Below are 22,562 nucleotides of genomic sequence, written 5' to 3'. Positions count from 1 at the left end.
CGGTAAGCCCTGAGCTGTTCTGAAGAGTCGTCGTGGACAGTCATTTATTGGGATGCGCATCCAACTGCTATGCCGCAGGCTCCAAACAAACGATATAACTATTTACAAAAAAACTGAGGAGTTTGCCGGTAAGCCCCGAGCTGTTCTGAAGAGTCGTCGTGGACAGTCATTTATCTGGAACACACCTCCAACGGCTATGCCGCAGACTCCAAGCAAACGATATAACTATTTACAAAAAAATTGAGGAGTTTACCGGTAAGCCCTGAGCTGTTCTGAAGAGTCGTCGTGGACAGTCATTTATTGGGATGCGCATCCAACTGCTATGCCGCAGGCTCCAAACAAACGATATAACTATTTACAAAAAAATTGAGGAGTTTACCGGTAAGCCCTGAGCTGTTCTGAAGAGTCGTCGTGGACAGTCATTTATTGGGATGCGCATCCAACTGCTATGCCGCAGGCTCCAAACAAACGATATAACTATTTACAAAAAAATTGAGGAGTTTACCGGTAAGCCCTGAGCTGTTCTGAAGAGTCGTCGTGGACAGTCATTTATTGGGATGCGCATCCAACTGCTATGCCGCAGGCTCCAAACAAACGATATAACTATTTACAAAAAAATTGAGGAGTTTACCGGTAAGCCCTGAGCTGTTCTGAAGAGTCGTCGTGGACAGTCATTTATTGGGATGCGCATCCAACTGCTATGCCGCAGGCTCCAAACAAACGATATAACTATTTACAAAAAAATTGAGGAGTTTACCGGTAAGCCCTGAGCTGTTCTGAAGAGTCGTCGTGGACAGTCATTTATTGGGATGCGCATCCAACTGCTATGCCGCAGGCTCCAAACAAACGATATAACTATTTACAAAAAAATTGAGGAGTTTACCGGTAAGCCCTGAGCTGTTCTGAAGAGTCGTCGTGGACAGTCATTTATTGGGATGCGCATCCAACTGCTATGCCGCAGGCTCCAAACAAACGATATAACTATTTACAAAAAAATTGAGGAGTTTACCGGTAAGCCCTGAGCTGTTCTGAAGAGTCGTCGTGGACAGTCATTTATTGGGATGCGCATCCAACTGCTATGCCGCAGGCTCCAAACAAACGATATAACTATTTACAAAAAAATTGAGGAGTTTGCCGGTAAGCCGGGTTCTGTCGTGGACAGTCATTCATCTGGGATACGCATCACTACGCACCTCAAGCAACCTACCCGGTTCCAGCGCGGGTCACGCCTATAGGAACCCTATTTGGTCTTGCTCCGAGTGGGGTTTACCATGCCGTGGAATGTTGCCACCCACGCGGTGCGCTCTTACCGCACCATTTCAACCTTACCGTTATACCGAAGTATACTTAGGCGGTATATTTTCTGCTGCACTTTCCGTCGACTCGCGCCGCCCAGACGTTATCTGGCACTCTACCCTTTGGAGCCCGGACTTTCCTCCATCCTTTTACAAGGACAGCGACTGCCAGGCAAACTCCTCGGCGCGGATTCTAACAGAGAGATTCAGCTTTAGCGATGCTTAACGACTTAAAGTTGCTTGATAAAGCACCTTTTTCTTTAGCCCTGTAATTTTAGCCGCCAAAGACGCCGCCTGACTCGCAGGCAACTCTGCCAAAAGAATATCTAGCACCTCTAAGGCTTTAGCATCCAGCAAGACTTCGCCTTTAGTTTCAACCCCATGCACGAGCACAACAAACTCCCCTCGCTGCTGATTTGTATCGGCCTCCATCCATGCAATTAATGACGATAGTTGATCCACATGAATGGTTTCATAAGTTTTTGTAAGCTCCCTGGCAACCGCCACAACTCGCTCAGACCCAAACACCTCCTGCATATCTTTCAATGAAGCCAATATACGATGAGGAGATTCATAAAAAATTAATGTTCTCGATTCACCCACCAAGCCTTTCAATTGCTGCTTACGACCACTCGATTTATGCGGCAAAAAACCTTCGAAAGCAAAACGATCCGTCGGCAAACCAGCAGCCGACAACGCGGCAATAAAAGCAACGCAGCCCGGTATAGGCACCACTCTAAATCCAGCTTCCCTTACCCCCTTAACAACCACATACCCAGGGTCAGAAATTAATGGCGTTCCAGCATCAGAAATAAGCGCAACACTGGCACCAGATTGCAACTGGTGTACAATCGTCTCAATTCGCTGGCGTTCGTTATGCTCATGAACGGAAACAAGGCGGGTATCGATTCCACAATGCGCCATTAAACGGGCACTATGACGCGTGTCCTCTGCAGCAATCAACTCAACCTGCTGCAATACTTCAATTGCGCGAGGAGTCATATCCTGCAAATTTCCAATCGGTGTTGCTACAACATACAGTGCCGGTTCTAACATTACAGATACCATCCTCAAACTTGGGTTGTGAAGTATATGAAATTTCAGTGGCGCCTGCCTCTTTTAGCTATACTCCTTGGAACGATTATTTCGGGCTGTTCGGTACAATCACCTTCAAAACCACCGATCAGTGCAACGGAGCAGAGCAGAAATAGCGCAACAGAACTTCTCGAAAAAGCGAAGAAAGCAAAACCGATCAAAGCTGCTGAACTACGTGCAGAAGCCGCCAAAATACTGCTTTCTATCAACCAAAAAGAAAATGCATTTCAGGTGCTGAATGATATTGATATCAGCCTACTACCTCCCACTATGCGTTTTGATATTGCAAAACTCAAAGCCGAAGCAGCCATTGAAGAAAACCAGCCTAAAAAAGCATTAGACAACTTAGCTCAACTTAAAGCGCTTAGCCAAACAGGCCTTCCGAAAGAGCAAGAGATTCAATTTTTACATTTAGAAGCACAAGCATTTAATCAACAAAGTGCTTTATTTTCAGAAGCGCAGTCACTTATAAAGTTAAGCCTTCTACTCGACAATGATGAAGAAAAACAACAGATACATGACGAAATCTGGAATCGCCTTATACAGCTTGACGACACTACACGCTCCTCTTTATTAAGAAGCGGTAGCAATAGCTATTACGAACAAGGCTGGCTAGAACTGATTAACGAACTATCAAACAACAAACAGCTCGACACTCAATATCAAGCCATCAACAATTGGTCAACACTCTGGGAAGGACATCCCGCTAAACGCTTACCACCCAGCTCATTGAGTGGATTAAGTACACAAACACTAAGCGCTAGAAAAATTGCCATTTTATTGCCGCTCGAAGGAAAATTAGCTAAACCCGCCGCAGCAATAAAAGAAGGCATTCTGATGGCCCACTTCCGCCAACAGCAACCTAACACCCCGTCACCTGAATTACTGTTTCTTGATTCTGAAAAAATCAACACGCCGATTCAGCTCTCTGCAATATTAGAACAGGAAGAGGTTGATCTAGTTATTGGCCCTCTATCTAAAGAGTATGTCAACGACATGGCTAGCGATACACATATCAACACACCGATCTTAGCACTCAACCATACCGACAATATAAGCAGAGAAGGGCTTTACCAATTTGGCCTTTCAACCGATGATGAAGCACAACAAATCGCTGAAGCCGCATGGAATGACGGCATAAGAACCGCTGCTATTCTCATTCCAAACCAAGTTTGGGGCGAACGCATAGCAACATCATTCACAGAATATTTCACTGCTCTCGGCGGCAAAGTAGTCAGCATGAAAGCTTTTGGAGAAACGAGCGACTTCTCCGCCAACATTGCCTCCTTTCTTAGCACAGATAAAAGTACCGCACGCTATAAAAAAGTCAGGCAAGCGATCTACACTCGAAAAATAGAATTTGAAGAGCACCGCAGACAGGATATAGATGCAATCATATTAACCGCACTACCTAATGATGCGCGCCAGCTAACGCCTATACTTGCATTCCATTTCGCTGGAGATCTACCGATTTATGCAACATCACATATTTACAGCGGCAATAGCGACCCAATACAAGATCAAGATCTAAATAAAATTAAATTCTTAGATATTCCTTGGAGCCTCAACCCTCCCTCGCAGAATAAAGTACTCATTGCACAAGAGCGCGCTGATACAAATACCCGTTTTGGACGATTATACGCACTAGGTCTCGATGCTTATCGCCTATTCCCCTACCTTCAACAGCTAAGCGCCCTTCCCGGTACAGAGATCGAAGGCGAAACCGGCAAGTTAAGCATTAGCCACGACGGCATCATTAAACGTAACCTTGTATGGGCAGAATATAGGGAAGGCACCCCATCAATTATTGAGTAACAGACTCTATGGATAGAAATAAAACCGGCAAGGACGCCGAAAAATTAGCTGAAAAATATTTACATACACAAAAACTAAAACTACTTAGTCGCAATTTCAGCTGCCGATTTGGCGAGATTGATCTAATAATGCAAGATGGTCAAACCATCGTTTTTATCGAAGTTCGCTACAGAAACACAAAAAAGTATGGAGGGGCCGCCGCTTCGGTTACTCCAATCAAACAAGCAAAGATAGTCAAAGCAGCACAACTTTATTTAAGCCAACAACCAAGGCTAGCTAATAAAGAGTGTCGTTTTGATGTGATCGCTTTTGAATATGATGCAGCACCTTCCCACCCTCTGTGGTATAAAGATGCATTTAGAATTTAAGGCATAATTAAGGACAGCATGGAACTCGAAGACCGCATTGTCAGCCAGTTTCACAATTCAATGGAAATCAATGCGATTACCATTGAACAATATACTCCGTTAATAGCCCATGCTGGTGAACTTTTACTTCACTGCCTTGTCAGTGAGAATAAGATTCTCTGCTGTGCAAATGGAGCTTCATCATCATTAGGGCAGCATTTCACGACGTTGCTGATGAACCGCTTTAGACATGAAAGGCCTGGGTTGCCCGCGATCAACCTAAATTCTGACGGATCGACACTCAGTGCTATCTGCGAAGATACCAGCTTCATGGATGCGCAAGCGAAACAGATTCATGCTCTAGGGCAACCTGGCGATATACTATTACTCGTTACTCCCCATGGACGATCGAGCAATCTAGTTCAAGCCATTCAGGCTGCACATGACCGTGATATGACCGTTATTGTATTAAACGGTGCTGATGGCGGTGACATTACCGCACTATTAAGCCCAGAAGAGATTGAAATCTGTGTACCTAGCGATGACAGTGCTTTAGTTCATCATGCACAATTGCTAGTTTTACATGCACTATGTGACTTAATTGACTATCAACTATTTGGAAGTGACGAGTGATGATTAATAGCAAAACTCTTGTACTAATTACAGGCCTCAGCCTATCAGTAATTATTAGCGGTTGTTCTGACGTTATAAGTGTTGCCCGCGAAGAACCGATCCAAGAAGATCCGGGGCACCGAACCGTTGGCTCTTACCTTGATGACGAAGTGATTGAAACGCTCTCAATGGTCAATCTAGCCAAAGGTTCAGAGCAGATGAAAGCCACCAATATCAGTGTAACCAGCTACAATGGCGTAGTACTTCTCACAGGCCAAGCACCGAGTGAAGCCGCGCGCAGCGAAGCCGAGCAGATTGTCAGCCAAGTACGCAAAGTAAGAAAAATCCACAATGAGATTAAACTCTCAGGCATTTCATCTGCACTAGCAAGAACAAACGATACCTGGCTAACAACCAAAGTCAAAGCGGAGTTATTAACAAATGAAAATATTGAAGGCTCTCGTATAAAAGTAGTCACCGATAGCAGTACAGTTTACCTAATGGGACTTGTCGGCCAGCAAGAAGCCGATACCGCAATTAGCATTGTACGCAGTATTCCTGGCGTAGAAAAAATCGTTAAAGTATTCGAATACGTTAACCGTTAAGAGATAGACATGCGCCGCAGCCATTTGTTTGCGGCGCTTTTTTTCAAAAATTATTTGACTACTTTTAAACTAGGACGCTTCGGCTTCTCTTTATCAGCTTCAACCTCACTTCTCTCCGGCTGCTTTCTATCAGCTACCTGATCCTGCATATAAACCTCGACCCCAGGCTCACCACCAAATCCCATACCCTGACCATTTTCACGAGCATAAATAGCTAATACAGCCCGTACTGGAATATAAACATCCATCGGCTGCCCTGAAAATCGTGCATTAAAAGAAATAGCCTCCTCATCCATATAAAAATCACGCACGGCAGAAGGAGTAATATTCATCACAATCTGACCCTCTTCTACAAACTGCGTCGGAACAGTAACATTCTCTTGAGTCGCATCAACTAAAAGATGGGGCGTCAAATCACTATCTAGCAGCCAATCGTACAACGCTTTCAATATATAAGGACGACTTGGTTTCATTTTCAATACTCACAATCAGTTAAACAGACATAAAAAAAGGGATGAAACATCATCCCTTTTTATAGACTAAGCGTAAAGGCTAGTCGCGCATTTCGCGCTCAGCTTCAGATAAGCTAACCTGAAACGATTCACGCTCAAACAAACGCTCCATATACTTCACTAATGGCTTACACTGATCTTCAGGAATATCGATTCCCAATAGAGGTAAGCGCCACAATAGCGGAGCAAGGCAGCAATCAACCAACGTAAAATCTTCGCTCATAAAGAAAGGCTTATCATCAAAAATTGGTGATGTTGTTACTAAACTATCACGCAACTCTTTACGAACAGATTCTGCAGTCTCTTCATCATCAGCTAAAGATGCTTCAATAATTTGATCTGCAAGATCACACCAATCACGCTGAATGCGGTACATATAAAGACGGCTTTCAGCACGAGCTACCGGATATACAGGCAACAGAGGTGGATGAGGGAAACGCTCATCTAAATATTCCATCATTACGTTTGGCTCATACAAAACCAAATCGCGATCCAACAATGTTGGCAAGCTATTGTAAGGATTCATCGAAGTTAAATCTTCTGGAAGATTATCTTCATCACAATCATGAATCTCTACAGCCACACCCTTTTCAGCCAAAACAATACGAACACGATGACTATACTGGTTTTCACCATTAGAGTAGAACGACATGGAAGAACGTTTTGCCACGACACCCATTAACTATTCCCCTTTTCAGAAACAGACACGCGGCCCCAAAATGGAGCCGCGCATGAAACGATGTGATTATACCACAACGCTATTAGTGTATATCTCTCCAGAACTCTTTCTTCAACGCATATGCTAAGAAGAAGAACAAGAACAAGAAGATTAATACGTAGGTACCAATGCGATGAGAATCCAATTTAGAAGGCTCACCCATATACACCATGAAATTCACAAGATCATAAACAACCTTATCAAATTCTTGAGGAGACAACTCACCGGTACCGTCAACAACACTTGCACAACTATTCAAAGGCGTATTAGTTAGAGGGTCAATACCATGACCTGCCAAACCATGGGCATTCATCTCATCCCAAGAACAGTTTGCCTTAACAATACCCTGTAGAGAGCCTAACACATTCGGCATGCCTACATCTTTAAACACTGCATTGTTTACGCCCCATGGACGCGAATCATCTGCATAAAAACTACGAAGATAAGTGTATAACCAATCACCACCACGTAAACGCGCTTCAAGCGTCAAATCCGGTGGAGGATTACCAAACCACTTACCAGCGTCTTCTTTAGACATTGATATCTTCATTTGCTCGCCAACCTTCAGATCACCAAAGATCAGATGCTCAGCAACCACTTCTGGATTCATACCCAAATCAATAGCAGCGCGCTCATAACGCTGATATTCAGCAGAGTGACAACCCATGCAGTAGTTAACAAATGTTTTCATGCCGCGCTGCAATGACGCTTGATTATGCAGATCAACATCCATGTGGTCCAGGTGACCAGAACCACCAGCGGCATTAGCTGTAAGAGGCAGCACCGCCATTACTAATGTGATTAGAAACTTTTTCATTAGCCTGTAACCCTTTCTGGAACCGGTTTAGTACTTTCCATTTTGGTGTAGAACGGCATCAGGAAGAAGTACGCGAAGTAAAGCGCTGTACATACCTGAGCAACAATGGTGCGTCCCGGAGTAGAAGCTACAACACCAAGATAACCCAAAATCACAAAGCTAATGCAGAAGATTACTAACATAATCTTACTAGGCATGCCTTTGTAACGAATAGATTTAACCGGGCTACGATCAAGCCATGGAAGAACAAACAGAATAGCTATAGCACCACCCATCACCACAACCCCAGGGAACTGAGATCCAAATAGAGGCGGAATAGCACGCAACATTGCATAAAATGGCGTGAAGTACCATACAGGCGCAATATGCGGTGGTGTTTTCAGCGGGTTAGCTGGCTCAAAGTTTGGCGCTTCGATCAGGTAACCGCCACCTTCTGGGAAGAAGAAGACAACCGCACAGAAAACAAACAAGAACACAACCACACCCACAATATCTTTTACAGAGTAATAAGGGTGGAATGGAATACCATCTAATGGCACACCGTTCTCATCTTTCTTTTCTTTAATCTCAATACCATCTGGGTTATTAGAACCCACTTCATGCAACGCAATAATATGCAATACAACAAGGGCAAGAAGAACGATAGGTAAAGCAACAACATGCAATGAGAAGAAACGGTTCAGAGTAATACCTGAAATCAGGTAATCACCACGGATCCACTCAGCAAGATCAGGACCTATAAAAGGTACAGCTTGGAAAAGCGATACAATTACCTGTGCACCCCAATATGACATCTGACCCCATGGCAATAGGTAGCCCATGAATGCTTCAGCCATTAATGCAAGATAGATAGTCATACCAAACAACCAAACCAACTCACGAGGCTTACGGTAAGAACCATACATCATGCCGCGAAGCATATGCAGATACACAACCACAAAGAATGCAGAAGCACCTGTAGAATGCATATAACGCAGCAACCAACCATATTCCACATCACGCATGATGTATTCGATGGACGCAAATGCACCTTCCGCAGAAGGGTTATATGACATAGTCAACCAAATGCCTGTCAATAACTGGTTAACAAGCACCAGTAGCGCCAAAGAACCAAAGAAATACCAAAAGTTAAAATTCTTTGGTGCGTAGTATTTTGAAAGATGATCTTCCCACATCGCTGTCGCAGGGAAACGATCGTCAATCCAACCCATGATACCTGGGTTACCTTTATTACGTGAACCAGCCATTATGCGTTCTCCTGATCTACACCAACAATGATCACATTATCACTTTCATAGTGATGAGGTGGGATCACAAGGTTAGTAGGCGCCGGGGAGCCATTCATTACACGACCAGATAGGTCAAAGCGAGAACCATGACATGGGCAGTAATAACCACCAACCCAATCAGCCCCTAAATCAGCAGGCGCAATTTCTGGACGGTATGTCGGTGAACAACCCAAGTGCGTACAAATACCAACCAGCACTGCAATATCCTCACGGATAGCACGCGCTGGTGTCGTTGGCACATAAGCAGGCTGCTGCGGAGCTTCAGAATTTGGATCCTGTAAGTTATCCAACTTTGCTAAATTTGCCAATGCCTCCTCGTTGCGACGAACGATCCACACAGGCTTACCACGCCACTTGGCAACCATCTGCTGTCCAAACTCAAGTTTGCTTATGTCCACCTTAACAGGCGCACCAGCAGTTCGAGCTTTAGCACTTGGATTCCAGGAAGCTACGAATGGGACAGCGGCTCCTACAGCACCAACCGCACCAACTGCGGATGTAGCACCGATCAGGAGACGGCGCCGACCCTTATTCACGCCATCATTGCTCATTAAGACTATCTCCCCTCAATCGACCTTATTTTGCATATCTACAGGTGTAGAAACGCCCTGGCCGCTAAGAATTATAAAACTACGGAAACATGTATCTGTAAAATGGCCCAAATAGTAATGAAAACACCCCATTTTTACAAGGTGAATTACTGCTTTTCGCTCTAGATTAGGCCAAAGTATTGACTTGGTGCAGCGCAAAAAAAACGCCCATCCCAAAAATGAGAGAGGCGCTTTTTCTGAATTCGAAAAACTCCGCAGAGAAATCGAATTAACGTTTTGAGAACTGTGGTTTCTTACGTGCTTTACGTAGACCAACTTTCTTACGTTCAACCATACGCGCATCACGAGTAACATAACCCGCTTCACGAAGTGCCGGACGTAGGGTTTCATCAAAAGCTAACAACGCACGAGTAATACCGTGACGAATTGCACCAGCTTGACCAAAACCACCACCGCCTTTAACGGTAACAACAGCATCGAAAGATTCAGTGTTGCCAGTCAATTCTAGAGGCTGACGCACGATCATACGAGCAGTTTCACGACCGAAGTAATCTTCGATAGTGCGATTATTAATAGTGATAACACCTGTACCTGGACGTAGGAAAACACGTGCAGTAGACGTTTTACGACGACCTGTACCGTAATACTGTGTAGTAGACATAATCTTCCTTCCCCTTAGATGTTCAGTTCTTTAGGCTGCTGAGCCTGATGCGGATGTTCTGCACCAGCATATACTTTCAGCTTAGTGTACATAGCGCGACCCAATGGGCCTTTTGGTAGCATGCCTTTAACAGCAAGCTCAATAGTACGCTCAGGGAAAGTTTCTACCATTTTATCGAAAGATGCTTCTTTCAAACCACCTGGAAAACCAGTGTGATGGTAGTACATTTTATCTTTACGCTTGTTACCAGTAACGCCTACTTTTTCAGCGTTAATAACTACAATGTAGTCACCAGTATCAGCATGCGGAGTGTAAACTGGCTTATGCTTGCCACGTAAACGACGTGCAATTTCAGTAGCCAGACGACCCAGAGTTTTACCTTCTGCGTCAACAACGTACCAGTCGCGTTTTACTTCGGCTGGCTTAGCGACGAATGTTTTCATCTGTATAGCCTTTCAACTTTACTCAAGCCTCGTATTTCTAACAAAACATCGTTAGAGAATACCGACCTGACTTATAATTATTTGTTGCCTAACCTACAGTTAGGCAACTCTCTTTTGCCCAAAACTCAAGCAACACCTAAACTTGGGAGCGCGCATTATAAAGATGGACCAAGCCTATCGCAAGGTAAATCTACAATAAACTTAGAACCAGCCCTAAAAACCCAACAATCTCTCTTCAGCCTCCAACTAACGGTGTAAGGGCTCACTCTTTATGCCCGGAACGGGTGCCAGAGCGAATGAATTACGTTCCAATTCAAACCCACCCTTCGGCCAGAGGGCTGGCCTCCTACACAAAAAAGCACCCGAAGGTGCTTCTGTGTAACCAAATATGTAAAATCAAAAACTAAGCCGTAGCCCTATGAGCACGTGCTAAATATTCATGAGACTGCATCTCTAATAGGCGACTTTGAGTACGTTGAATCTCAAACTCTAGCCGCCCCTCAGAATAGATCTCATGAATAGGCTTTTCCGCACTCAAAATTAATTTAACACCGCTATCATAAAACTCATCGACCATATTAATAAACCGACGAGCCGCATCATCATTAGTTCGACCCAACTGTGGCACATTACCCACCATTACCGCATGGAATAACTTAGCCAGCTCTATATAGTCATTTTGTGAGCGAGGTCCCTCGCAAATATCTGGAAAATCAAACCAAATCACATCTTCACAACAACGACGGGCTTTCATTTCACGGCCGTTAATTTCAATGACTTCGCCCTCAACAACCTCATCAAGGTCAGGCACTATACTCTCAAAGCTTCGATTTAGACTTTCATCAGCTTTTTCATCCAAAGGACTGTGATAAAGTTCCGCCTGCTCCAAGGCACGTAGACGGTAATCCACACCACCATCAACGTTAATAACATCGGTAAAGCGATTTAACATATCAATCGCTGGCAAAAAGCGCGCACGCTGCAAACCGTCTTTATATAAGCCATCCGGCACTATATTAGAGGTCGCAACCAAAGCTACACCATTATTAAACAGCTCCTGAAGCAAGCTACTTAAAATCATGGCATCTGTAATATCTGTAACAAAAAACTCATCAAAACAGATAATACGCGCTTCTTTTGCATATTTTTTACCAATGACCACCAGCGGGTTCGCAGTACCATCTAACTGTTTAAGCTCTTTATGAACTCGCTGCATAAAGCGGTGAAAATGCGTACGCATTTTCTCTTCAAACGGCAAACTATCGTAAAACGTATCCATAAGATAAGTCTTACCTCGACCGACACCACCCCAAAAATAAAGCCCCTTTATAGGCTCTTCAACCTCAGGCTTAGAAAACTTACCCTTCAAACGCCCCATCAAACCAACTTTAGGAGTTTCTTTCGTCGCCAACAGATCATCATACAAGCGCTGCAGGTTTTCTACGGCAAGCTCCTGTGCAGGATCATACGAGAAATCATCACGCTTAAGGTCAAGTTTATATCGTTCTAATGGAGTCATATCTAGCTGCCAATCTGAATGGGTTCTAACTTGCGCGAACTTTACCGAGGAATGCATCATTTAGCAAATGCAACATAAGGAGTACATCTCTCTCAACAAACACTAAAAAGAGAAGCGACCTAAACGATTTATCACCTAAACAATCACTTACAAACCAATAATTGGAATCAAAACGGGCAAAAAAAATGCGGTGAAAGCACCCGTCATCCCCATCGCCAACCCCCCAAAAGCCCCAGCAACCATGCCGTATTCAAAAGCAAACGCTGTCCCCATGGCATGCGCACCAACACCTAAAACAAACCCTTTCACTGATTCATCTTCAATTTTAAGCAACTTATAAACAGCCGGAGCAATGACACATCCCATCGCCCCTGTAATAAGTACCAAACCTGCCGCAAGAGAGGGAAAACCACCAACTTTTTCCGCAATTGCGATAGCGATAGGGGATGTCACTGATTTAGGGGCTAGTGTAAGCAATAACTGATCATTTAAGCCAAACCACATACCTAGCATTATTGCCGAAACCGACGCCACAATTGCTCCAGATACACAACCCACCAACAGCGGAAGCAACAACCTCTTTACTGTTGCCAAATTGTCATACAAAGGAATAGCTAGCGCCACAACTGCAGGGCCTAACAATAGATGAATATACTGCCCACCTAACATATAAGTATCGTAGTCAGTCTCTGTAGCCAAAAGGACAAGAATAATAATGGTCAGGGATACCAACACCGGATGCAGGAATGGTGTTTTCCCCATCCGAACATTAAACCAAGATGCAACTAAAAACACCGCTAAGGTAACCACCAGCCAAAGCACCGGCAGTGTCTGAAAATGAGACCACAACACCATTAATGCCCTTCCTCATGCTTTTCTTTAGACATGAGTCGAAGCAAAGTAGCGACCACAAACATAGTAACCAACGTACTCACAAACAGAATAATCAAAAGCTGATACCAATACGCCGATAGCACACCAAAATACCTCATCAATCCAACACCAGCAGGCACCAACAAAAGAGGTAATATCTTCAACAACCCTTCACTTGTACTCCGAAGGCCGTCAGGGACTTTTTTAATCACAATTAAACCGACAAGCAACAGCATCATACCTACAACTGACCCTGGGATTGATACACTCAAAAGCGTTACTAAGCACTCACCCAAAAGCTGACAAAACAGCAAAATAAGAAACCCTTGAACCATATAAACCACCGCTATCTTATTAACTGATACAACTGAAAAAATGCAATCCCTGCAAACAACATAAACAACACTCCTGCACCTCGATGTATCAATGCTATAGGCAACCTTTTAAGCAGCACACGACCAAACCACACCCCAAGCAGCGTCGTCAGCATTAAAGCTACGGTACCCGCCACCCAAACAACCCAAGCCTGCTCAACCGCTGCCAAACCCGCGATCGCCAGCTGTGTTTTATCACCAAGTTCAGCTAAAAAAATCAGTATAAATACGGAGCCAACAAGATGTTTACCTATTTTTATATCGCCTTCTTCCTCCTCTTCATCATCCATAAATAATTGAATAGCAAAGATAAAAAACAGAATACCAACAACACAAAAAATTAATTCTTGCGGCACATAAATACTTAAAGCAGCCCCAAAAATAGCCGCCAAGACATTCAAAACAGAGAAAGCCAACACGCTACCGATTAAAACTGGAGTCGCTCTATACCGAGCTGACAACGTCATACATACCAGCTGACTTTTATCCCCAAACTCCGCCAGAAAAACCAACAGGAATACTTTTACAAAAGCTTCAATCAAATCCATGGAATACAGCCAATAAAAAAGGAAAGAGGAAGGCTACCAGAAAAACAACATAAAACTTAAGCAGAACAGAGCTTATTTTGTATAGGATCACGCTTCAAATAAGCACAAATAGAGGATTTTCTATTATACACTGACAAAATAGAGCGAATCTCTGGCATATTACGGACTATGCCTCGCTCAATATTTTTCGCAAATAAACGCTTCTGCTCTAAAGACAAAGCCCGCCAAGAAAGGGCAGCAGCATGGGATAAGGTTAAATGAACCGACTTTTCCCAAGGACCAAATTTAAGGGAATTGATCAACGCTTGGTGGTACTCCTCATCAAACTCTTTCAAATAAGACTTCATCAACACTAAATTAGCCCAACTGTATGGCCAACGCGGTCTTAACTCTAACGCTTGCTGATGAAGAGTCTTAGCACGAGAAATATCTACAAGCCCCTGATCATCTAACCCCAAAGCAAGCGCGCGATAATAGAGAACACGCCCCTTCAACTCTACATACTCAGGATTACGGGCCTCCCAACTTAGCGCTCTATTGGAATCGGCCAAAACATCAGAAACCTCTTGCAGTTGTGGCAATACTGACGTGTCTTGCCAACGCTCTAGTGCATAACGTACTTTATAACCATACAGGTCACCCATAGCCCAGGAAAAAACACTATAAACACCCACCAAACAAACAAGAATCAGAGAGGATAAAAACAACTTCATAACAAAAGGGCGACCAATAAAACGGGATGCGATAGATGTTTCATTTGGCTGATTTACCGAACCATCAATCATTTAATATGCCCCTATAATTTTTGCTGGGTTACCCCAAACTAATCGTCTAGCCTCAGCATCACCTATGATTTCAGCCGCGGCACTAACCCCAGCAGAAAGTGCAGGCGGCCGACGGTCACAGTTATGACCATCGGAAGCAATAACGGTCACCCAACCACTTGACAACATCTGATCAGACAATCGTTTAGCTTCTGCACCAAACCCACCTGAGACAGACATAGCTGTTAACTGAAACAAACAGCCGAGTTCAACAAAGGGAGTCAATTTCGTAATATCAGCCATAAGGCCTTTATTCCGCTCTGGGTGCGCGATCATGGGCAATACACCACGATCCAGCAACCATTTAACTAACTTATCGCTTCCCGGTGGCACATGACTGTGTGGAAGCTCAAGAAGCATTACTTTTTTACCATCCCACTCACCCAAAAAGGGCAATTGGTCGGCAGCAAACATCGTTAGCACCTCAACAGATAAACGAACCTCTCCTGCCGCCTTCACTCTAAGGTTTATATCATTTTCAGTCAGAGCAGTTTGAAATCGTTCAAAGACTGGCCTAATTGACTGTACATTATTGTTATAGCGTCCAGGGTGGACATGCGGCGTGACCACCATATGAGTAATCCCATCATCAGCAGCTATACGCGCAAGCGAAAGAGCCTCTTCCATAGAAGAGGCTCCGTCATCAATGCCTGGCAATAAGTGGCAATGTAGATCAATCATGCAAGATTCTTACTATCCTCGGTATAACCATAAGTATCATAGTAGCCACCGTAGTCGTCCCCATCATACTTGGATGCTTTTTTAGTATTCACCTGATTCAATACAACACCAATCAACGGCGCGTGTACATCTTTAAGGCGTTTAATGCCGGCTTTAGCTTGCTGATAAGTCGTAGAATCAGCTTTAACAACATAGATCAGCCCACCTACTAACGGAGAAATCACCATAGCATCACTCACTGATTGAGAAGGGGCTGTATCAATAACAATGCGATCATATCTTTCTTCAAGCAGCTGTAGTGCTTTAGCAAAGCGTTTAGAGGAGAGTAACTCTAGTGGATTTGGAGGGATGGTACCCGCTGGCAACACATCAATACCGCCTTTTTCATAACGCTGTATACACTCTTCTAGTTTCGCAGTACCCGCCACAAAATTAGACAAGCCAATAGCATGCCGATCAATCCCCAACGCTTTATTAAACGCTGGACGGCGCATATCAGCCCCAATCAATAAAACCTTCTCCATTTGACCAAGCGCAAAAGCTATATTCACCGCAACCGAGGTTTTACCTTCATCTGGCATTGTGGATGTCACTGCCAGTACCTTATGGGGGTTATCTAAAGCAGAGAGCACGATTCCCGTGCGAATCGTTCGAACAGATTCAGCAAATGACGAATGATTATTCTCAAAAAACTCACTATAAGACGGATTAGGATTATTTTTATTTTGCTTTAATAAAGGCAAAATACCCAACAAGGTCGCCGCCAGTTTACTTTCCACATCTCTTGCGGTCTGTATAGTATTATTTAATGCCTCAAGCAAGAAGGCAAAAACGACACCAAACATCAAACTTGCGACAAACACTGCGATAACAATTAGCTTCTTTTTAGGCTTGGCTGGTTGGGCAGGAATAACAGCGGGATCAATAACACGAGCATTAGCCGAGTTCAAATCACCCGTTGCGTTTGTCTCATTAAAGCGCTGCAAAAAAGTATCGTAGACCGCTCGTTTAGATTCAGCCTCATTTTCTAATTCTTTGCGCTTATACTCTTTACGTCCTAAATCCTGTAAACCTACACGCGTTTTAGTTAAGGCATCCTCAAGGGATTTCTCACTCGCCAAGGCAGCGCTATAATCACTTTTAATCCCATTAATTACACTGCGAATCTGACTATTAAGCGAGTTTCGCGCATTATCCACTTCGGACTGCACAGCCTGCATACTCGGATGTTTAGCTCCATAACGTTTTGCCAACTCCGAGCGTTTCAGCTCAACATCCAATAACTTGCGTTTAAACTCTTGAACAGTCCTATCCTGTAGAACACCCGGTATCAGTTCATATTTCCTTATAGACCCATTAGCAGCTTGGATTTGCTTATAGCGACTCTCTAAATTTAACCGATCGCGCTTAGCCTCAATATGCTTAGAGGAAATAAGCTCAAGTTCTTTGTTGGCAATCGTTGTTCCACCTTTCTCACCAACCAAGTTTTCAGCATCCAAAAACTCTTGGAGTTTCTTTTCTGCCGCCTTAACATCAGCCTTAAGCCCACCCAAGCGCTCGCTCAACCAAGATGAGGCTTGCATAGTAACTTCCAACTTCGCTTCTAAGTTACCCTCTATGTAAGCCTGACCTATAGCATTAGCCACTTGAGCTGCTAATTGAGGGTCACTTGCCTCAAAAGTAATCGTCACTAACTGAGTTTTACGAATCGGCGTGATAGTCAAACGTGAACTAAAGCCATTAATAAATTTATTCAACGCAGCACGCTTAGCAGCCTCTTCAGAAACTACAACATCACCACTTTTATTAGGAAGTTCAAAAGGCAACATCTCACGCCAATTGAAAGTAAATAGAGGCTCTTGATTAAATTCGGGATGCGTTTGCAAAGATAGCTTATTAACCACCTTTTCCGACAAACGCCTCGACTTAATAATTTCAAACTGAGTTAACAAATACTCGTTATTACTTTTATCCAACCCATAAACTTCTTCAATGGATACTACATTTGCTTGCTGACTTTCAATCAGCAAGGTCGCCGTAGCCCGGTAAACTGGCTTCATGGAAAAAACAAGTAATACAGCCAAGACCGTAATAATTACAGAAAAACCGAAGATTCCCCATTTATAGCGCATCAAGGTTCGCCAATACTGCCTAAGATCTATAACCTCTTCGCTCATCAAACGTTCCACTTGAAAAGGTTGATTATCATTCGTCATGCAGCAAATCCATTTGAAATAATAAGATTAAAAGAAACTTTCTTCGATATTAATAATATCGCCAGGATAAATCGTAGTTTGCAAATTAGCAGCTTCACTTTCACGCTGACTCGCACCATCTCGAACAATAAAGAACTTGCTTGAAGATGCTCTTTCAGTAAAACCTTCAGCTAAAGCAACAGCCTTTTGCAGCGTCAATCCTGGCTGATAAGGATAACCGCCAGGCTTTACTACCTGCCCATGGATAAAAAACTGACGATATTCTAAAACAGTAATATTCACATTGGGGTTCACAAGATACCCATCTGACAGCTGCTCTCGAATAACTTCGCCAAGCTCGCCAGTAGTCAGCCCTTTAACTTTCAGCTCACCTAAAAATGGATAAGAAATCGTACCTGCATCACTCAATCGAAGCTCAACACTCAGCTCATCTTCACCAAAAACCTGAATACTCAACAAATCACCCGATCCTAAAGGATAATCCGACAGGCCCGTTACAGACTCAGCCGATGAAACAGCAGAGCCTAGTAAGCAAAACATCAAGCTTAGTATCTTTAAAATCGACAATAGTTTTCGTTCAATCATTGCATGTATCCACTACTCAAAGAATTACCTTTATGTAATAAATACCTCATATGTATTTATTACATAATTCACATGCTACAAGGAGCCTTGAACTGTCAGAAAAATTGTATTTCTTTCATAATCCAAATTAGCCTGATTCGAATCACGTTCAGAGTAAACATAATCAAGACCAAAATTCAGCCAACGGCGAACATCATAGTCAACACCAAGGCCGTAAGAGATCAGATCGTCCTCTCTAGCAGAGGAAACATAATCACTATTAGACGCACCGTAATACACTCGAGAACGCCATAAATCAGTCCATGCATGAGTCCACTGAAGATCTAGGCTTGTCATATCAATGTAGTTACCCGTACCATCGGTCTCTTCAGCTTTTTTATCTGTGGATATATCCAAAACAGAATAGCTTTTAGGCGACCATCGCATAGACAATTCCCAGCTAACGCCATCATCATCTTCACGAAGAGCACTATCGAAATCTTTTTCAGCATAGCCAAATTTAACCGTACCTGATGTCTTCGCTGTTGCGTCCCATGTGGCACCTAAGAGATATTTTAGCTCGCTACTATCCAGAGAAACCGTCGAAAGATCATAATCGATATCTTTATTGCGCACCTCAAACAAAAGAGACGTTTTCGGCATCACTCGATAATAAAAAGTTACACTTGTATTAACGGTCTGACGGTCTTTAACTTCTGTCTGCGTACGAAAATTATCGTATTCACGGTCCTGAATACCCGCAACTAACCTAATACGCCCTTTGGCGTCTTTACCGCCAAATTCATAAGCGCCTTGCATGCTATTAACATGGTATTCAATAGGTACATCGTTGATTGTTGCATTCAGCCCTTGGTTTAATCCACTACCACGGTCTTCATGGGTATCAAGGTAACCCGCGAGCAACTCAAGGCGGTTACGAATATTAAAATCAAAAAATGCTCGACCACTGAGCTGATGATCAGTGTAGTTATCCGCACTACTATCTTGGTACGTACCCTGTGTTATCGCGTAATTAACACTATATTCATTAAGTCCCTGCTCCGCCTTTAACTGCACAGAAGGGCTAACTATCACTTTAGTAGAGCTTTTCTCATTAGATTCAGATGCAAAGATATTGTCATCATACCCTACACGAGCAGATACCTGAGGAATCACCTGCAAAGGGCCATCAGTGTATGACATCGGCTCTAACGCATTAGCAGCAGCAGTAAAAAAGAATGCTGGAACAAGCACTGAAGCATTAAACAGGTTGTTTTTTTCCATAAAAGCCATAGTTTTTCATCCCTAATATCAAATTAGCGCGACCATTCCTATCCAACAAAGGATAATTTAATCCATTCTACCACAATATTTTTCTATAAATACCCTTTACGCAAGCGCAATATTATTTAGGGATCCATCCCTATTTACGACTTAAATACTGTAACACAAGCATGCTACTATCTGTTTACAGTGAGTTTTATACATAGGGATTTTAAAGATGACAGTTACAGTAACTAAAGCAGTAATACCCGTAGCAGGATTAGGCACGCGAGTTCTACCTGCCAGCAAAGCAATTCCAAAAGAGATGATGCCAGTTGTTGATAAGCCCGTTATCCAATACGTTATAGAAGAAGCTATTGCAGCTGGCATTACTGACATTGTATTGGTTACTCGCTCTGGAAAGTCATCTATTGAAGATCACTTTGACTGCCATTATGAATTAGAAGCGGAACTAGAAAGAAAAGGTAAAGACGCTATTCTAGCCTCAGTTCGCGATATAATCCCCCCAAGCGTCTCCATTACCGCAGTGCGACAAAATAAAGCACTAGGACTAGGTCATGCCGTACTATGCGCAGCCCCAATTATTGGTAATTCCGACTTTGCTGTACTATTACCCGACATGCTTATTAATTGCTATGGACAGGATAAAACCGATCTCCAAACAATGGTTAAAGCCTATGAAAAAAGCCAGCATGGTCAAATTATGGTTGAGCCTGTTCCAATGGAGCATGTAGAGCGCTACGGCGTCGTCGACTGCTCAGGCGTCACTGTGCTACCAGGGGAAGCAGCTGATATCGTCAAGATGGTAGAAAAACCACCCCGGGCAGAAGCACCATCAAATCTCACGATTAACGGTCGCTATATCTTACCCGCTAGAATCATGGAAATCTTGAAAGACACAAAACCTGGCGCTGGCGGTGAGATACAGCTAACTGATGCGATGGCTGACTTCTTAAATGAAGGCACCCTACAGGCTTTCCACATGCAAGGAAAAACCTATGACTGTGGCAATAAAGCCGGTTATCTACAAGCTAATGTAACCTATGGACTACAAAACGCAGAAACAGCAGATAGTTTAAAAAGCTTTATTAAAGAATTAGCACTTTAACGTACTAATTCAACTCAGCGTTAAACCATAGGCAATACTTTTAAAGGATAATGATTAATAGTCACTCCTTCTGGCAAATACAGAGTGAGCTGCATTATTCAGGAATACTTTACCTGTAGGGTATAATCTACAGATAAAGCTTTGAATAAGTACCAAGCATAAAAAAGGAACCTATATGTCACCAAAAGAGACGACAGCTTGGGTGGACCTACAGTCCCACGCTTACTACATGTCACAGTCGCATATCAGCGCCTTATTTAGTGAATCACCTGATCGTTTTACTCAATTTGGCTTCACACAAGACAACCTGCTTCTGGACCTTTCAAAACAACGAATCACTGGCGAGACACTCAATTTATTAATTGAACTCGCAAAAGAGCGCAACCTGCCTAACTGGATCGAATCACTTTTCAAGGGTGATCACATCAATGATTCAGAAGATCGTCCCGCCTTACATACGGCCCTGCGCACACCTAAAGGCACAACCTTAGAGGTTGATGGCGTCGAAATAATCGAAGAAGTTCACCAAAACCTCGAACGAATGGAAGCCATTGTTGACAAAATCCATTCAGGTCAATGGCGAGGATTTACAGGACACTCCATAAACACTGTCGTTAATATAGGTGTTGGTGGTTCAGATTTAGGCCCTCTAATGGCCTGCAAAGCTCTAGCTGAGTATCAGCCAGAAGAAGCCCAAAATCTAAGTGTTCACTTTGTATCATCTATGGATGGCAGCCAACTTGCAGACTTACTTAGCCACTTAAATCCAGCCAGAACACTCTTTGTCATCTCCTCAAAATCATTTACAACAATCGATACATTGGCAAATGCAAACACCGCAAAAGAATGGCTTAAACAAGCAGGCAATACAGCCAGCGAAGAAGTTTTAGTCTCTCGACACTTTATTGGCGTATCTGCTAGCCCTGATAAAGCGCTCAGCTGGGGAATCCCTAAATCAAACCAGCTTGCCTTTTGGGACTGGACAGGAGGCCGTTACTCCATGTGGTCCACCATCGGGCTACCGATTGCATTAAAACTAGGTATGGAAGGGTTCAGAGAGGTACTTGCAGGTGCCCATAATATGGATACTCATTTCAGAGAGGTACCTTTAGAACAAAACCTCCCTGTACTTATTGCAATGGTGGGTATTTGGAACATTAACTTTTTGAACATTAATGCCCATGCAATACTCCCTTATGATGGACGACTAAATCACCTTCCTGCCTATTTAGAGCAGCTAGAGATGGAAAGTAACGGCAAATCAGTTACTCGAAAAGGCAAGACAACTAACTACAACACTTGCCCAATTTTATGGGGAGAAGTAGGTACAAATGCACAACATGCATTCTACCAACTACTGCACCAAGGCACAGAATCAGTCATGTGTGATTTTATTGTCGCAGCCAAACGCTATCACGACACTGACAACTCAGAATTAATGCATCAGCACCAACTAAATCTTGCCAACTGCCTAGCACAATCACGCATACTTGCCTTAGGCGATACAGTTATCAAGGGCGCAGAAAATGCACCTGCTTACAAACGCTACAAAGGCAATCAACCCTGCACAACGTTATTACTTGATGAGCTCACACCCCACACATTCGGACAAATCATTGCTATGTATGAGCATAAAGTGTTTGTTCAATCAGTAATTTGGGACATAAACCCTTTTGATCAGTGGGGCGTAGAGCTAGGGAAAAAAGTGGCCACAAATTTATTGGATGCTTTATCACCAAACGCGTCAATCGAGGATTTCGATTCATCGACACAAGGCCTCTTACAACATATCTCGATGAGGAATAAGTAAT

Annotated in this window: 23 protein-coding genes and 1 other RNA gene; 6 read left to right on the top strand and 18 right to left on the bottom strand. The window is 43.3% G+C overall.

Features of this window, described 5'->3' with window-relative positions; genetic code table 11:
- Positions 1–1,122: 1,122 nt before the first annotated feature.
- Together rnpB and rsmI are read right to left on the bottom strand one after the other, a co-directional pair.
- Positions 1,123–1,476, bottom strand: an RNA gene (rnpB, locus tag ACOQOE_RS04375) — RNase P RNA component class A.
- A 41-nt stretch (positions 1,477–1,517) separates the two neighbouring features.
- Positions 1,518–2,351, bottom strand: a complete 834-nt coding sequence (rsmI, locus tag ACOQOE_RS04370) for a 16S rRNA (cytidine(1402)-2'-O)-methyltransferase (RefSeq protein WP_420554975.1) — start codon at positions 2,349–2,351, stop codon at positions 1,518–1,520.
- A 36-nt stretch (positions 2,352–2,387) separates the two neighbouring features.
- Here rsmI and ACOQOE_RS04365 point away from each other — a divergent pair, with 36 nt between their 5' ends.
- From ACOQOE_RS04365 to ACOQOE_RS04350, 4 genes are read left to right on the top strand one after another with little or no spacing between them, the layout of a single operon-like run.
- Positions 2,388–4,205, top strand: a complete 1,818-nt coding sequence (locus ACOQOE_RS04365; RefSeq protein WP_420554974.1) for a penicillin-binding protein activator — start codon at positions 2,388–2,390, stop codon at positions 4,203–4,205.
- Positions 4,206–4,213: 8 nt separating this feature from the next.
- Positions 4,214–4,573, top strand: a complete 360-nt coding sequence (locus ACOQOE_RS04360) for a YraN family protein (protein ID WP_420554973.1) — start codon at positions 4,214–4,216, stop codon at positions 4,571–4,573.
- Between the two features lie 18 nt (positions 4,574–4,591).
- Positions 4,592–5,185 carry an SIS domain-containing protein gene (locus ACOQOE_RS04355; protein ID WP_067869618.1) on the top strand — a complete coding sequence of 198 codons (594 nt, stop codon included), beginning with the start codon at positions 4,592–4,594 and terminating at the stop codon, positions 5,183–5,185.
- Positions 5,185–5,769: a BON domain-containing protein gene (locus ACOQOE_RS04350; protein ID WP_067869620.1), complete on the top strand. Its 585-nt coding sequence runs from the start codon at positions 5,185–5,187 to the stop codon at positions 5,767–5,769. The genes ACOQOE_RS04355 and ACOQOE_RS04350 overlap by 1 nt, the downstream gene beginning before the upstream one ends.
- A gap of 50 nt (positions 5,770–5,819) precedes the next feature.
- Here ACOQOE_RS04350 and ACOQOE_RS04345 read toward each other — a convergent pair whose 3' ends face one another.
- From ACOQOE_RS04345 to ACOQOE_RS04270, 16 genes are all read right to left on the bottom strand, one after another.
- Positions 5,820–6,242: a ClpXP protease specificity-enhancing factor gene (locus ACOQOE_RS04345; RefSeq protein ID WP_067869623.1), complete on the bottom strand. Its 423-nt coding sequence runs from the start codon at positions 6,240–6,242 to the stop codon at positions 5,820–5,822.
- A gap of 79 nt (positions 6,243–6,321) precedes the next feature.
- Positions 6,322–6,960, bottom strand: coding sequence for a glutathione S-transferase N-terminal domain-containing protein (locus ACOQOE_RS04340; protein WP_067869626.1), 639 nt, complete (start codon positions 6,958–6,960; stop codon positions 6,322–6,324).
- An 82-nt stretch (positions 6,961–7,042) separates the two neighbouring features.
- Positions 7,043–7,816: a cytochrome c1 gene (locus ACOQOE_RS04335; RefSeq protein WP_067869629.1), complete on the bottom strand. Its 774-nt coding sequence runs from the start codon at positions 7,814–7,816 to the stop codon at positions 7,043–7,045.
- Entirely contained in the window at positions 7,816–9,063 is a 1,248-nt protein-coding gene (locus ACOQOE_RS04330; RefSeq protein ID WP_067869632.1) for a cytochrome b, read from the bottom strand. Before ACOQOE_RS04330 ends, ACOQOE_RS04335 begins: the two co-directional genes overlap by 1 nt.
- Entirely contained in the window at positions 9,063–9,656 is a 594-nt protein-coding gene (gene petA / locus ACOQOE_RS04325; protein WP_067869636.1) for a ubiquinol-cytochrome c reductase iron-sulfur subunit, read from the bottom strand. The genes ACOQOE_RS04330 and petA overlap by 1 nt, the downstream gene beginning before the upstream one ends.
- A gap of 268 nt (positions 9,657–9,924) precedes the next feature.
- The gene (gene rpsI / locus ACOQOE_RS04320; protein ID WP_067869639.1) at positions 9,925–10,317 is read right to left on the bottom strand and encodes a 30S ribosomal protein S9; all 393 of its coding nucleotides are present in this window, start codon (positions 10,315–10,317) and stop codon (positions 9,925–9,927) included.
- A 14-nt stretch (positions 10,318–10,331) separates the two neighbouring features.
- Positions 10,332–10,760, bottom strand: coding sequence for a 50S ribosomal protein L13 (gene rplM, locus ACOQOE_RS04315; protein ID WP_067869641.1), 429 nt, complete (start codon positions 10,758–10,760; stop codon positions 10,332–10,334).
- Positions 10,761–11,163: 403 nt separating this feature from the next.
- The gene (gene zapE / locus ACOQOE_RS04310; RefSeq protein ID WP_067869685.1) at positions 11,164–12,279 is read right to left on the bottom strand and encodes a cell division protein ZapE; all 1,116 of its coding nucleotides are present in this window, start codon (positions 12,277–12,279) and stop codon (positions 11,164–11,166) included.
- A gap of 147 nt (positions 12,280–12,426) precedes the next feature.
- Positions 12,427–13,134 carry an LrgB family protein gene (locus tag ACOQOE_RS04305; RefSeq protein ID WP_420554972.1) on the bottom strand — a complete coding sequence of 236 codons (708 nt, stop codon included), beginning with the start codon at positions 13,132–13,134 and terminating at the stop codon, positions 12,427–12,429.
- Positions 13,134–13,487 (bottom strand): CidA/LrgA family protein, encoded by a 354-nt coding sequence (locus ACOQOE_RS04300; RefSeq protein WP_067869646.1) that lies wholly within the window; start codon positions 13,485–13,487, stop codon positions 13,134–13,136. Before ACOQOE_RS04300 ends, ACOQOE_RS04305 begins: the two co-directional genes overlap by 1 nt.
- An 11-nt stretch (positions 13,488–13,498) precedes the next feature.
- Entirely contained in the window at positions 13,499–14,074 is a 576-nt protein-coding gene (locus ACOQOE_RS04295) for a TMEM165/GDT1 family protein (RefSeq protein WP_067869650.1), read from the bottom strand.
- A gap of 56 nt (positions 14,075–14,130) precedes the next feature.
- Positions 14,131–14,859, bottom strand: coding sequence for a hypothetical protein (locus ACOQOE_RS04290; protein WP_067869653.1), 729 nt, complete (start codon positions 14,857–14,859; stop codon positions 14,131–14,133).
- Positions 14,860–15,579, bottom strand: coding sequence for a tyrosine-protein phosphatase (locus ACOQOE_RS04285; protein ID WP_420554971.1), 720 nt, complete (start codon positions 15,577–15,579; stop codon positions 14,860–14,862).
- Positions 15,576–17,795 (bottom strand): GumC family protein, encoded by a 2,220-nt coding sequence (locus ACOQOE_RS04280; RefSeq protein ID WP_067869658.1) that lies wholly within the window; start codon positions 17,793–17,795, stop codon positions 15,576–15,578. The genes ACOQOE_RS04285 and ACOQOE_RS04280 overlap by 4 nt, the downstream gene beginning before the upstream one ends.
- Positions 17,796–17,822: 27 nt before the next feature.
- Positions 17,823–18,380 carry a polysaccharide biosynthesis/export family protein gene (locus ACOQOE_RS04275; protein WP_067869661.1) on the bottom strand — a complete coding sequence of 186 codons (558 nt, stop codon included), beginning with the start codon at positions 18,378–18,380 and terminating at the stop codon, positions 17,823–17,825.
- 75 nt (positions 18,381–18,455) lie between these two features.
- Positions 18,456–19,652, bottom strand: coding sequence for an outer membrane beta-barrel protein (locus tag ACOQOE_RS04270; protein WP_067869665.1), 1,197 nt, complete (start codon positions 19,650–19,652; stop codon positions 18,456–18,458).
- 208 nt (positions 19,653–19,860) lie between these two features.
- On the opposite strand from ACOQOE_RS04270, the gene galU reads away from it, so the two are divergent.
- Together galU and pgi are read left to right on the top strand one after the other, a co-directional pair.
- Positions 19,861–20,751: a UTP--glucose-1-phosphate uridylyltransferase GalU gene (galU, locus tag ACOQOE_RS04265; RefSeq protein WP_420554970.1), complete on the top strand. Its 891-nt coding sequence runs from the start codon at positions 19,861–19,863 to the stop codon at positions 20,749–20,751.
- A 175-nt stretch (positions 20,752–20,926) separates the two neighbouring features.
- Positions 20,927–22,561, top strand: a complete 1,635-nt coding sequence (gene pgi, locus ACOQOE_RS04260) for a glucose-6-phosphate isomerase (RefSeq protein ID WP_067869670.1) — start codon at positions 20,927–20,929, stop codon at positions 22,559–22,561.
- The last annotated feature ends 1 nt before the right edge of the window (position 22,562 follow it).

Source organism: Neptuniibacter marinus (assembly GCF_965223595.1).
GTDB lineage: Bacteria > Pseudomonadota > Gammaproteobacteria > Pseudomonadales > Balneatricaceae > Neptuniibacter > Neptuniibacter marinus.
This window is presented reverse-complemented; position numbering and strand designations above follow the sequence as displayed.

Bases quoted from the DNA above. Each gene is read 5' to 3' on its own strand.
- rsmI (WP_420554975.1), bottom strand. From the start codon at position 2,351: ATGTTAGAACCGGCACTGTATGTTGTAGCAACACCGATTGGAAATTTG.
- ACOQOE_RS04365 (WP_420554974.1), top strand. From the start codon at position 2,388: ATGAAATTTCAGTGGCGCCTGCCTCTTTTAGCTATACTCCTTGGAACG.
- ACOQOE_RS04360 (WP_420554973.1), top strand. From the start codon at position 4,214: ATGGATAGAAATAAAACCGGCAAGGACGCCGAAAAATTAGCTGAAAAA.
- ACOQOE_RS04355 (WP_067869618.1), top strand. From the start codon at position 4,592: ATGGAACTCGAAGACCGCATTGTCAGCCAGTTTCACAATTCAATGGAA.
- ACOQOE_RS04350 (WP_067869620.1), top strand. From the start codon at position 5,185: ATGATTAATAGCAAAACTCTTGTACTAATTACAGGCCTCAGCCTATCA.
- ACOQOE_RS04345 (WP_067869623.1), bottom strand. From the start codon at position 6,242: ATGAAACCAAGTCGTCCTTATATATTGAAAGCGTTGTACGATTGGCTG.
- ACOQOE_RS04340 (WP_067869626.1), bottom strand. From the start codon at position 6,960: ATGGGTGTCGTGGCAAAACGTTCTTCCATGTCGTTCTACTCTAATGGT.
- ACOQOE_RS04335 (WP_067869629.1), bottom strand. From the start codon at position 7,816: ATGAAAAAGTTTCTAATCACATTAGTAATGGCGGTGCTGCCTCTTACA.
- ACOQOE_RS04330 (WP_067869632.1), bottom strand. From the start codon at position 9,063: ATGGCTGGTTCACGTAATAAAGGTAACCCAGGTATCATGGGTTGGATT.
- petA (WP_067869636.1), bottom strand. From the start codon at position 9,656: ATGAGCAATGATGGCGTGAATAAGGGTCGGCGCCGTCTCCTGATCGGT.
- rpsI (WP_067869639.1), bottom strand. From the start codon at position 10,317: ATGTCTACTACACAGTATTACGGTACAGGTCGTCGTAAAACGTCTACT.
- rplM (WP_067869641.1), bottom strand. From the start codon at position 10,760: ATGAAAACATTCGTCGCTAAGCCAGCCGAAGTAAAACGCGACTGGTAC.
- zapE (WP_067869685.1), bottom strand. From the start codon at position 12,279: ATGACTCCATTAGAACGATATAAACTTGACCTTAAGCGTGATGATTTC.
- ACOQOE_RS04305 (WP_420554972.1), bottom strand. From the start codon at position 13,134: ATGGTGTTGTGGTCTCATTTTCAGACACTGCCGGTGCTTTGGCTGGTG.
- ACOQOE_RS04300 (WP_067869646.1), bottom strand. From the start codon at position 13,487: ATGGTTCAAGGGTTTCTTATTTTGCTGTTTTGTCAGCTTTTGGGTGAG.
- ACOQOE_RS04295 (WP_067869650.1), bottom strand. From the start codon at position 14,074: ATGGATTTGATTGAAGCTTTTGTAAAAGTATTCCTGTTGGTTTTTCTG.
- ACOQOE_RS04290 (WP_067869653.1), bottom strand. From the start codon at position 14,859: ATGATTGATGGTTCGGTAAATCAGCCAAATGAAACATCTATCGCATCC.
- ACOQOE_RS04285 (WP_420554971.1), bottom strand. From the start codon at position 15,579: ATGATTGATCTACATTGCCACTTATTGCCAGGCATTGATGACGGAGCC.
- ACOQOE_RS04280 (WP_067869658.1), bottom strand. From the start codon at position 17,795: ATGACGAATGATAATCAACCTTTTCAAGTGGAACGTTTGATGAGCGAA.
- ACOQOE_RS04275 (WP_067869661.1), bottom strand. From the start codon at position 18,380: ATGATTGAACGAAAACTATTGTCGATTTTAAAGATACTAAGCTTGATG.
- ACOQOE_RS04270 (WP_067869665.1), bottom strand. From the start codon at position 19,652: ATGGCTTTTATGGAAAAAAACAACCTGTTTAATGCTTCAGTGCTTGTT.
- galU (WP_420554970.1), top strand. From the start codon at position 19,861: ATGACAGTTACAGTAACTAAAGCAGTAATACCCGTAGCAGGATTAGGC.
- pgi (WP_067869670.1), top strand. From the start codon at position 20,927: ATGTCACCAAAAGAGACGACAGCTTGGGTGGACCTACAGTCCCACGCT.